Consider the following 11,263-nt stretch of genomic DNA (forward strand, 5'->3'; position numbering starts at 1 on the left):
GAATTAGAATTTTTATGATGAATGGTTTAATACAAATAAAATAACAGAAAAAGGAACTAAGTAGAGTAAACACTCCTACTCAGTTCCAAACTAATTTTTATTCATCAGTCCTATTTGACAAAGAGCCTCTATTTCCTAACCAACATCTTTCGATTTAATCTTCATCAGTCCAATTTGAGAAAGAGCCATTTAAATTCGACTAAATTCTAGCTATCCATATCATTTGACGAACAGTTTACATTTTCAGTAATGTCTAGGCCATCAACACTATTTGACGAAGACCCAGAAATTATTGTCATTTCAACATTCTTTCTATATTTTTATGTTTTCTTATTAGTTAAAAAATCCATCAGCATTCTGGGAGAATGACAGAAGACCAATACCAGGCTAGCTCAGAAAAGGCTAAGACTGCTCAACGAAAAATGCCAAGTCCCTTTCTCTGAAGTGCTAAAATCATTAGGCATTTCAACCTCCAGTTACTGTGTTTAGAAAAAGCATCAGCCATCTGATACCCAAAAGCAAAAAAAGGCATGTTAAAACAGAATCATTACTATCTACAACGACACCCATCAAATCAATGGGACCCCCAAAATAACAGAAAAACTTCAGAACGAAGGACAATTCTTTTCTAAACGAACAGTTGGCACCTATATGAAAGAACTTGGCAATATGCCTGTTGGATAAAACTATGGACTGATACCATGGTGAATCCAGATTATTCTTCAGAACATGCTAGATAGCCAATTCAATCAAGAAAATCCTAACCCCGTCTGGAATAATGATATTACTTACATTTGGATGAGTAAAGGGTTTGTATACTTAATAAATATCATTGATTTGAATTTCTATAAGTTGATTGCTTGGACACTCTCCCAATCATCAGTGGTATTTTGTATCATCGACGACGCAGTCACCAAAGTGAAAACTAGGCATGAACCCACCTTGCCTTTGATTTTAAACAGTGGCTAAAACTAGCTATTATCTTTTAAAAGCTTTTTGAGGTAACCACTGAACTGATACTGAGCTATCCCCTTAAGAGAACGCCACGTGACAATACTTGTATAGAATCATTTCATTCTATAATTAAAAGAGAATAGTTGAATCGTTTTAAAATCAGAGAGGGAGCGTCAATAATTATGTGTACATAGAACAGTCCATTCTGTCCTATGTACTCTAAATCATTGACCCTAGTGTATCTTGAATATCTTTGAAGCCTTTGTGGACACGGCCTAAAAATGTTTGATTATAATTATTGAATTGAGAAACCAAGAATCTTTCTAAAGATTTTTCATTAGGAAATTGTTCTTTTCTATTTATATATTTTTTCAGTTGTCTATTAAAGCCTCCAATCAGATTAGTAGAATAAATGGTTCGTCTAATCGAGGGAGGAAAATTGAGAAATGTTAGTAGGCAGGATTCAGGAGTGGTTTGACCACTCTTAAATACTGCTTTTTCCATTTTTCACTCATCGAATGTATCTGATTGATTGCTTCTTCTTTTGAATCAGCTTGATAAACTTGTTTAAAGTCATCACATATTTCTTTTTTATCGCTTACTCGTACTTTATGAGCAATGTTTCTAACGACGTGGACACAGCATTGTTGAAACTGAGCGTTAGAATAAACACTATGAGCACTATCGCTGATACCACTTAGACCACCGGTTGCCGCTAATAAAACCTCTTCTAACACACAGTCTTTTAAATCTTGAAGGATCTCTTTCCAAACAAAAGCAGACTCCAAATGTTTACGAAATTATTCGTCTAACTCGTCTTTATTGATGAGTGTTTCCATAATTTCTGTAGTAAAATAGGGCATGAGAAAGTCCTCCTATAAAATTTCTGTGTCGCAACTTTAATTTTACAAAATGGACTTTCTTTTTACCACCCTAAATTTCTATTTACACAAAAAATTTTACGCTACCATCAGAGAATATAATCGGGCTTACATACTGATATTTGAGTATAGCGAAACATTCGATAATACCAAACAAATCCATAATCATAATAACTATATATCCCTGACTAATTTTGAAAATTGTATGCGACAACTAGTAAGGACAAGTTAAACAAGAGAAAAACTCAATTTAACCTGCCCGGAATCTTGACATAAAACCACTTGACAAAAAACAAATACTACAAAATCCATTTAATAAGTTTCTCGCCCCATCGTTTGAAGTACTGTCATTTTTCCATAAAGATTTTCCAAATGAGAAAATTCATCTTTATCGTAGAAATGACATTTTCCACTCCCAAACTCTTTGGCAACTTCTAAAACAAAACGTGCTGCTTCTGCTAAATCAATTTCATGATTAGCACCTGTACCACAGCCTGGGACGGCAGATTCTGCTGTCAAAGCCAGTCCTATGACAGGAGCAATTGTCGCTGTTGCGGGTTGTAAAATGCTATTGATATGATAAACATCATTGCCATAAGGTGTAATATCCTGCATAGTTATAGGAAAAGTTACGGGTAATTTCCCTGTTGTCATCGTCATAATTCGCATCAAATCATCAGCTATTCTTAAAATATAACCTTCCTTGACTGTGGGAGAGATTGCAAACCCACGATGATTAATTATATTATTCCCTTTTGTCGCATCAATCGAAATAATTGCATCCATCTCAGAACTAACTTCATGTTTATTCATCGTTTCCATATCAACAGGCGAGCCCATAAAATCGACTGGTTCGTGATGTTCTGTAGGAGCATTGGGACAAATATGCGTGGTAATGATTACATCACCAGGCAAATTATTACCTCGTTTAGTCATTTCTAAAATTTTTAATGCCACAGTAATAGCACCTATTGCACCATCTGCATCCGAAACTAGTCCTACGCGACTCGGGTAAGCAGCAATCCCCCCTAATCTCCCGATTATTCCCAGTGTCGGAGTGATACCTCCAGCTTGCTTTCCTGTTGTTCCTGAAAAAATGATTTTAATAAAATCAGTGTACCCTTCATCTCCTTGAATCCTCTTAGTGATTGCAGAAACTCCAGAAGTTTGACCAAAAAGGGCGATAATATCTTTTCCAGTTATTGTTGGATTATCTAAAAAATCCATTGCTTCAATGACTTGTTTAAGCATATTTTTACTCCTTTATTTTTTGATAAACAAATTCGAATAAAAGTTCATTACTTTGAAAGACTGGTTTTTGAGTCACCTCTCTTAAAAAAGCACTCATCCTCCTCGTATAGCCCATACAATCTAAAATAATCGCTTCAACTTCTAAATTTTTAAAATATAAGCCTGCTTCTAAAAAATCAGTTTCATCATATTGATATGGTGATGCGCAACAAAAAACGGGATCACAAACATATTCTCGCCATTTCTTCTCTGAAAAAGTTACTTGCTCTTTAATAGGGACGATTACTCCTAATTTTTTTTTTCCAAATTTCTGTTGGATGTAGGGCAGTAATATATACTCAGGCTCAATTAATTCTGCAGATGAAACAACCAGATTAGAAAACTCTGCTGTACAGAAAATTACAACGACTTCAGCCAGTTCTTTCTCTGCTCGGTCAATCAATTCCTGTAGTTTCTTTTCAACTTTACTTTTAGACATAGACAGACTCCTACCATCACAAAAAGTGCTCACAACAATTTCATCATCAATTTGCGGCTTTAACTGAGTCATCGCTTCTTGGTAGGTAAAATTGTTTAAAACACCCACTTGTTTCACCTGAGGACAATCCGCAAAAAAAAGATCAAAAGAATCCTGTATATCCCATCTAGGTGCCTCACCAATCGTAATAAAAACAGTTCTTTTCATGATTTCTTCTCCTAATATTTTTAAAATTCAAAACAATTCATGAACATACGGAACTATTTCAATACCAAGTGCTTCCTCAATTCTTTGATACCCAGATTGTTCGCGCATTCCTGCTCCAAGAAAAAGATTTTGAAAGGGCACTTGGATTACAAAGACTTCTTGCCCTTCAGATAACTCAGCTGAAGTAATTGGCATCCCTGTCACTGCATCAAAAGTCATGAGTAAATCTGGAAAAGTCCCTAGACGTCGCCCATCTCTATCAAGAGCCATGTACTCATTCCATATAAATAACTTGAAGCATTCTAAACCATGGCATATTTCAAATGCTCCCTTGTCAAGGCCGCCAGACATTTCTAAAGAAAGATTCTGAATGGTGCCTTGACAGACTATTTCTCCTCCCAAATAGTTTATAACAGACCTTACTCTATCTTCAGGATTATCTTCTGCCAAAAATGCTGCTCCTAGTTCACAAGATTGTTTCAAAGTCCCTAGGGCACCATTTTTAGCAATAAAATCTTTTTTTACCATATTTCTTGCTACTACAACGAGACCCCCAGCTTCCACTGCAGCCTGACGAACCAGACTGGATGTTGTGTTGACAGTACCCCTAACCACTAATTCCAGATACTTTCCAAATTCTTTATTGCCACCAACTGCCGTTTGTATAGTTTGATATCCTTCTGTTTCTGATAACCCCATCGCTCCCATAGTACCTAAAGGATGAGCTCTTCCATTACAAGCAGCATCCAATATAGGAAGCTGCTTCAAAGCGGAAGGAATAAATGTATTGAAACTAGAACCTCCTCCCATTTCATTGGTAATTAAAGCATCAACAGAATCATCTGAGAGTTTTTCGAACAAATCCACAATCCTCACGAAGTCTTTGGGTGTAACAAAATGTTCTGTAGATGAGGGAGCTCCCACTGCAGAAATAGTTAACACATTAGCATGTTCTGAAAGATCTGTGAAATCTACAAGCTTTAATTCGCTCTGATAAAATAAAGCTTCTTCTCCTAACTTTATACCCTCTTCTAGAGAACCTCCTCCTCCTCCCCCAAGGATTAAACCACCTATGGCGATAGCTTTCAAGTTATCTTTATTTATTATTAATGTCATGTTAAAAACTCCTTATATCTCAATACTGTCCAAATACTCTTGTTCTCGTTGCTCTACAACTGGGATTGATTTTATTAGTTTACGCGTATACCCCTTCTTAGGTTCATTGAAAATATCAGCTACTTTTCCCTGCTCAACTAAATTTCCCAGTTGCATAACAATTACTTTGTCTGCAAAATTTTTGACTAAAGCCAGGTCGTGAGTAATAAATAAGTAGGAAAGTGAAAATTCTTTTTGTAACCTTTCCAATAAATCAATGATTTTGGCTTGTACGGACACATCTAATGCCGAAGTTGGCTCATCCAAAATAATTAACTCTGAATCTAAAGCAATAGCTCGCGCTATCCCTACACGTTGTTTTTGTCCTCCACTTAATGTATGAGGATATCTTTCTAAAAAATCTAATGGCAATTCAACTAATTGAATCAATTCTTCTACTTTCTCACGACATTTATTCTTGTCCCCGAATTTGTGAACTTTTAAAGGTTCCTCAATAATTTGAAAAATTGTCTTGCTTGGATTTAGAGAAGATGTTGGATCTTGATGGACCATTTGAACTTTTTTTCTAAAATCTTTAATGGCTTTTTTTTCTTTTAATAAAGAAATATTTTCGCCATTAAATAAAATACTGCCAGATGTTATCTTTTCAAAACACATAATCATTTTTGCCAAAGTTGTTTTACCACTACCTGATTCACCTACCACAGCTAAAGTTTCCCCTTTGATTACCGAAAAAGAAACATTATTAACGGCTTGAATGACTTTCTTTTTACCTTTTTTATGAGATTTCACAGTATAATCTTTTCTCAACTCTTTTACTTCAAGAACAGTTTTATTCATACTTTCCCCCTTACACCAGCTTAGGTAACGCACTCAATAGATCTTTGGTATATTGATCTTGAGGATTTAAAAATACATCGTCAGTGGCTCCTTCTTCCACTATCTTTCCGTATTGCATAACATAAGTCCTTTCGCCCATTTCTTTGGCAACCCCTAGATTATGAGTGATATAAAGCATGGAAATCCCCTCTTCCTTGACCAAACGCTGTAACTCTTTATTGATACTTGCCTGAACAGTCACATCTAAAGCTGTCCCTGGTTCATCAGCAATCAATAATCTGGGTGTATGAATTAAAGCTAAAGCAATTACTATCCTTTGGCACATTCCTCCGCTTAATTCAAAAGGATAACGATTTAATAGTCCTTCTGGATCTGGCAAACGCATCTTTTCTAATAACTCTAATGAACGATATTTGGCTTCTTTTTTTTCTTTTTTTGAAGGTCTCTTGAAAAACAAAGGTCTCTTTTTAAAACCCTGATACAAATAGACGTTTTCCATTTGTTCACCAACAGTAAAAACTGGATTTAAAGCAGTCATAGGGTCTTGGAAAATCATCGAAATTTCTTTACCACGTATCTTGCGCCACTCTTCTTTTCTAAATGTTAATAAATCTTGCCCTTTATATAAAACTTTGCCATTAGTATAAATAGCTGGTGGACTTTTCAACAACCCTAAAATAGATCTAACAGTGATTGTTTTACCACTACCCGATTCACCAACAATTGTGACAAGTTCACCTTCTCTTAATGATAAATTGATATGATGAAGAGTGGAAACTAATGTTTCATCATTTTTAAAGCTAAGGCATAAATCTTTAATTTCTAATAAATTTTGTTCCATTACCTTTCCTCCTAATCCACCCTCACATCAAAATAATCTCGCAGACCGTCTCCTAAAAGATTAAAGCCTAAGACGGTCACTAGAATTGCTAGTCCAGGAAAAGTAGTCTGCCACCACATCATTGGTAAATAAACCCGTCCTTCTGCAACCATCGTACCCCACTCCGGAGCAGGTGGTTGAGCTCCTAATCCCAAAAAACCCAAACTTGCTCCTGTCAAAATGACAAAACCTATATCAGTGGAAGCTTTTACAATAATTGTCGATAGGCAATTGGGAAGTATCTCAATAAATGCAATTCGCCATTTACTTGCTCCAATTCCTTGGGATGCTAAAATAAATTGTTCGTTTTTCAATTTCAAAGTCTCTGCTTGAACCAACCTCGTAAACCATGGCCACCAACCAAACGAAATTGCAATCATAGAATTTCTTAAGGATGGTTCCATAATTGCAGCAACCGCCATTGCCAAAATGATTGATGGAATAGCTAGAAAGATGTCTGTTAAACGCATAATAATTCCATTGATTTTCCCACCCCAATAACCTGCTATTAACCCCAATGGTACACCAATCGCTATTGCAATAATTAAGACCATGACCCCCATTACTAATGAATATCTAGCTCCAAATAAAACTCGACTAAAAATATCACGACCTATTTCATCGGTTCCAAAAATATTTTCCTTTCCCGGCGCTAAATTCATCGAAGAAAAGTTTACCGTCCCAGTCACATCATTCGGATAAGGTGCAATTATATTTGCAAAAATCGCACAAAATACTACTAAAATCACAATGAATAATCCTAGAATCGTCAATTTATTTTTTAAAAGTTTTCGAGTTTTTTTAGACATATTTTTTTTGAATAGTGTCTCAGCCATGGCGACAAAGCCCTCCCTTTTTAATGTCGTTTATGTAATTGTCTAAAAATCAACTTTCCAGTTTAATCCTAGGGTCAAATAAACCGTATAACAGGTCGACAATCACGTTAATAATAACGAAAAAAAACCCAATAATCAATGTCACACCTGTGATAGCATTATAATCTTTATACATAATTCCTTGAATAGCATATTGAGCCATGCCAGGCCATCCAAAAACGGTCTCAACAAGAAAAGCATTCCCAATAAGAGAACCAAATTGCATCCCAATTGTGGTTAAAACAGAAATAAATGCATTTTTCAGCATATATCTTTTATAAACCAAATTTTCTGGTAATCCATAAGACTCAGCGGCTAATACATAGTCTTTATTAACTTGGTCCAACATATTCGTACGTGTCATTCTCATAATTTGCGCAGCGGTCGCCATCGACAATGATAACGCAGGCAACAAAATATGCAATAAACTATCTGAGAGTCCAGCTATATTACCAGTTATAAGGCTATCTATTATTCTTAACCCGGTGATGTTCGCCACTTCAATAGTGCCACGACCAATCACTGGAAAAACACCCAACCAATATGAAAAAACTAACTGTAATAAAATAGCTAACCAAAAACGAGGTAAAGCAATACCAGAGAGTGAAAATATTCTGATTAGGTGATCTGCCCAGTTGTTGTTTTTAATTGCTGACAAAATCCCCAAAGGAACACCTACAGCTACCGAGATAATCATAGATATTAATGATAATTCAAAAGTTGCTGGAAATGTTTCTTTTATATCTAATAGAACATTTCGACCTGTTCTTAAAGACATTCCCATATCACCGGTAAATAATCCTCTAATATAATTAATGAACTGAATCGGTATGGGATTGTTCAGCCCTAATTTTTCTTCCATTGCAACGATTTGTTCTGGTGTAGCCTCTGGTCCCAATGCCAGACGAACTGAATCTCCAGGCATGATTCTTGACAATAAAAAAATCAATAGGATTAACCCAAACAAGGTGGGAATAATCCCAAATAATCTTTTTCCAATAAAGCGTCCCATGTATCCCATTGCCTCCTTTAAAAATATAAGAAAGACAGAAAATGTTTATGTCCCGGTTCAAGTCAAACATTTCTGTCTTCATTTCCATTACTTCATACTTAAGTGATAAAACGCAATGTCATACCCCATAACACCTACAAAGATATACCCATCAACATAATCTGCATAAGCAATATTATGTGTAGGATTAGCAACATAAATCGAAGGAATATCCTCCGAAATAATTTGCTGAGCTTTCTTGTACAGCTCAAGTTGCTGCGTTTCATCAGTCTGTTTACGTGCCTCATCCAACACAACTGTTGTTTCCTCATTGTTATACCAACTAGTGCTACGAAAACTTCCTTGAGCAGACGGATGATAAATACCGTATGTGTGACTATCAACATGTGGATATTTTAACGTATCTGAAATAAGCATCAAGTTAGGTGTCTTCTCAACCGTTGTTGCCGCTTCAGTCATTTGAGGCCAGGTAGAAGGCAAAAGTTTCACGTCTATTCCGATTTTGGACAAACTATCTTTCAAGAGTTGCCCGTATTGACGAGACTCGGGATTATCTCCTAAAAACATGAATTCTACTTTCAAAGAATCCCCAGAATATTTCGAGGCAGCTAGATACTCTTTGGCTTTTTCCACATCCTGATCTATGACTTCAACCTGATTATTGTGCCCAGTAACAATTATTGGTACTGGACCTACTGCTTGAACGGAATCAGATAAAATATCTTTTGTCGCTGCTTTATAATCAAATGCTTGTGCAATTGCCTTACGGACATTAATATCATCTGTTGGTGCTTTTTGCATGTTCATTGGAATATGCTGCAGTTTAGCACTAGGATCTTTTTGAACGACTAATTTATCGTTTTTTTCAAATTCACTGTAGTTTGAAAAGTTCAACCACTGATGAACCATGTCTGCTTGCCCAGAAATTAACAGTGTCTTCACTGTTGCTTCTTCGGTGATAATTTTCATTTGAACATCTTTAAACTGATTATCTTTCCAACCACCCCAATAACCATCAAAGGCTTTATAATCCAACTGTGCTTCGCGATCCCATTTTGCAAGCATATACGGTCCTGAACCAGCATCTTTACTATCTAGGTATTTTTGTCCAAAATCGCCATTTTCTTCATTTTCTTTTAATAATTTACTATCAACAATAAAAAATTGTGTCAGCGATGAAATGAATGGGGCATAAGCATTATTTAATTTAAATTCAACGGTATAGTCGTCTAACTTCTTAACATTATCAATTGTCAAAACATTATTCCACAACCAAGAATTCCCTTGACCAATCGACAACATACGTTCCATTGTAAATAATACATCATCAGCCGTAAAGGGATTATTCGAATGGAACTTTACATCATCTCGAAGATTTATTGTATAAACAAGTCCATCCTCAGAAACTTCATATGATTTAGCCAAATGTTCGACAGGATCCATTTTTTCGTTTTCTACATCAGGATAAAAAAGAGGATCATATAAATTCACTGCTGCGATTATCTCAGTTTCATCAATAACTTTCGCTGGATCAATAGAGCCAACGACCTGTTGTGCTACATAGACAAATGGTCGATTTAATCCAGGGGTTGAACTTCCCTTATCTGAATTTTTGTCCTCACCCCCACAACCTACCAATAACAAACTTGTACTGACACAAACAAGCATCAACTTAATTATTTTTTTCATGTTCTTCCTCCCATAAGATTTAAGTTCAATTCATGAAAATTTCTAGAATTCCTGCTCATTGTAACTCTAAAAAAACAGTTCCATTTACAAATCGTCAATCCCCCTTGATGATACCTTTAACAATTCAAGTTCCACCATTAGTTGAACAACTCCGTTGATATTCGTCTATAACACTTCTAACATATGTTTCCATCCTTTACTATCTGATTTTTTGGTAGAACAACTATCGAAAAAATAAATATTTGTTGATCTAAGTCTCGAAATAACAGACTCATCTCTTAGCAATTTTATAATATCCGATGAACTGAAAGTGAAACCATGTTCCCTTTTTCTTAACATTTTTTAGAATTACTATGGCTTCTTACTTTTATTATTACTAAAAACAATCATTTTAACTATTCCAATCATTCTAATCATTCTATCATTTTAACCTAACTATGTAAACGTAATTTTCATTGTTTTCTAATTTTTCGCAAAATACTTTAAACAAGCTTTGTGTATTTTTCAGTAGGCTAATTGTAGAATCAAGTTAGCCACCCTAAAATAAATAAAAAACACCATGGTAAAAATTTCATATATCATTGAAGTATCCACCCAACAATGAAAGAAATTTTTATCATGGTGCAAACTAAGAATAACATACAAACATCAAGCTATAAACATCTTTCCTTTGAGGAAAGACAACTAATTGAATATTGGCACACTAAAGGTGTCTCTAATAGAGAAATTGGTAGACGGTTAAGACGACATCATCAAACTATCGATAACGAGTTGAAACGCGGAACGACCACTCAGATTAAAAAAAATAAAAAAGTTAAGCAACTTTTTTTGCTGACACAGGACAACCGAACTGTAGGAAAAGTAGAAAACGTTGCGGTTGTCTATCTAAGTTAGTAAGTGCCTCTGATTTTATCAATTTTGCTTGCAAACAAATCATTGACTTTGTTGGTCGTCAGATGCCATTGTTGGTTTCATCAAGTCCTTGGGGACTTGGGAAAAGCCTATTGTATCGACTAAAACTCTATATAACTACATCGATAGTGGTCTTTTACCAGTAAGAAATCACCATCTTAAAATGAA

9 protein-coding genes and 2 pseudogenes are annotated in these 11,263 nt (G+C 35.3%); 2 read left to right on the top strand and 9 right to left on the bottom strand.

All coding sequences use genetic code 11. The annotated features are described in order from the left end of the window. Positions 1–552: 552 nt before the first annotated feature. Positions 553–684, top strand: a complete 132-nt coding sequence (locus CBF29_RS14320; protein ID WP_425469907.1) for a hypothetical protein — start codon at positions 553–555, stop codon at positions 682–684. Positions 685–1,173: 489 nt separating this feature from the next. On the opposite strand, the pseudogene CBF29_RS13280 reads toward CBF29_RS14320, so the two are convergent. The 9 genes and pseudogenes from CBF29_RS13280 to CBF29_RS13320 all read right to left on the bottom strand — a co-directional run. Continuing rightward, positions 1,174–1,739 (bottom strand): annotated as a pseudogene (locus CBF29_RS13280) (transposase); the annotation flags it as partial. Between the two features lie 408 nt (positions 1,740–2,147). Further along, positions 2,148–3,086: a DUF1177 domain-containing protein gene (locus CBF29_RS13285; RefSeq protein WP_126810190.1), complete on the bottom strand. Its 939-nt coding sequence runs from the start codon at positions 3,084–3,086 to the stop codon at positions 2,148–2,150. 4 nt (positions 3,087–3,090) lie between these two features. Then, on the bottom strand, positions 3,091–3,771 hold the full coding sequence (locus CBF29_RS13290; RefSeq protein WP_126810191.1) for an AroM family protein: 681 nt from the start codon (positions 3,769–3,771) through the stop codon (positions 3,091–3,093). Between the two features lie 27 nt (positions 3,772–3,798). Continuing rightward, positions 3,799–4,887 carry an S-methyl thiohydantoin desulfurase domain-containing protein gene (locus CBF29_RS13295; protein WP_126810192.1) on the bottom strand — a complete coding sequence of 363 codons (1,089 nt, stop codon included), beginning with the start codon at positions 4,885–4,887 and terminating at the stop codon, positions 3,799–3,801. Between the two features lie 12 nt (positions 4,888–4,899). Next, entirely contained in the window at positions 4,900–5,697 is a 798-nt protein-coding gene (locus CBF29_RS13300) for an ABC transporter ATP-binding protein (RefSeq protein ID WP_170170084.1), read from the bottom strand. 40 nt (positions 5,698–5,737) lie between these two features. Beyond that, entirely contained in the window at positions 5,738–6,568 is an 831-nt protein-coding gene (locus tag CBF29_RS13305; RefSeq protein WP_126810194.1) for an ABC transporter ATP-binding protein, read from the bottom strand. Positions 6,569–6,579: 11 nt separating this feature from the next. After that, a complete protein-coding gene (locus CBF29_RS13310) occupies positions 6,580–7,443 on the bottom strand; it encodes an ABC transporter permease (protein WP_211334310.1) in 864 nt (287 codons plus the stop codon). Between the two features lie 49 nt (positions 7,444–7,492). After that, on the bottom strand, positions 7,493–8,494 hold the full coding sequence (locus CBF29_RS13315) for an ABC transporter permease (RefSeq protein ID WP_126810195.1): 1,002 nt from the start codon (positions 8,492–8,494) through the stop codon (positions 7,493–7,495). An 87-nt stretch (positions 8,495–8,581) separates the two neighbouring features. Beyond that, positions 8,582–10,183 carry an ABC transporter substrate-binding protein gene (locus CBF29_RS13320; RefSeq protein ID WP_126810196.1) on the bottom strand — a complete coding sequence of 534 codons (1,602 nt, stop codon included), beginning with the start codon at positions 10,181–10,183 and terminating at the stop codon, positions 8,582–8,584. A 618-nt stretch (positions 10,184–10,801) separates the two neighbouring features. Here CBF29_RS13320 and CBF29_RS14325 point away from each other — a divergent pair. After that, positions 10,802–11,263 (top strand): annotated as a pseudogene (locus CBF29_RS14325) (transposase); the annotation flags it as partial.

It is taken from the genome of Vagococcus elongatus (assembly GCF_003987645.1).
GTDB lineage: Bacteria > Bacillota > Bacilli > Lactobacillales > Vagococcaceae > Vagococcus_A > Vagococcus_A elongatus.

Excerpts from the sequence above, each read along its gene's own strand:
- CBF29_RS13285 (WP_126810190.1), bottom strand. The coding sequence starts at position 3,086 with ATGCTTAAACAAGTCATTGAAGCAATGGATTTTTTAGATAATCCAACA.
- CBF29_RS13290 (WP_126810191.1), bottom strand. The coding sequence starts at position 3,771 with ATGAAAAGAACTGTTTTTATTACGATTGGTGAGGCACCTAGATGGGAT.
- CBF29_RS13295 (WP_126810192.1), bottom strand. The coding sequence starts at position 4,887 with ATGACATTAATAATAAATAAAGATAACTTGAAAGCTATCGCCATAGGT.
- CBF29_RS13305 (WP_126810194.1), bottom strand. The coding sequence starts at position 6,568 with ATGGAACAAAATTTATTAGAAATTAAAGATTTATGCCTTAGCTTTAAA.
- CBF29_RS13310 (WP_211334310.1), bottom strand. The coding sequence starts at position 7,443 with ATGGCTGAGACACTATTCAAAAAAAATATGTCTAAAAAAACTCGAAAA.
- CBF29_RS13315 (WP_126810195.1), bottom strand. The coding sequence starts at position 8,494 with ATGGGACGCTTTATTGGAAAAAGATTATTTGGGATTATTCCCACCTTG.
- CBF29_RS13320 (WP_126810196.1), bottom strand. The coding sequence starts at position 10,183 with ATGAAAAAAATAATTAAGTTGATGCTTGTTTGTGTCAGTACAAGTTTG.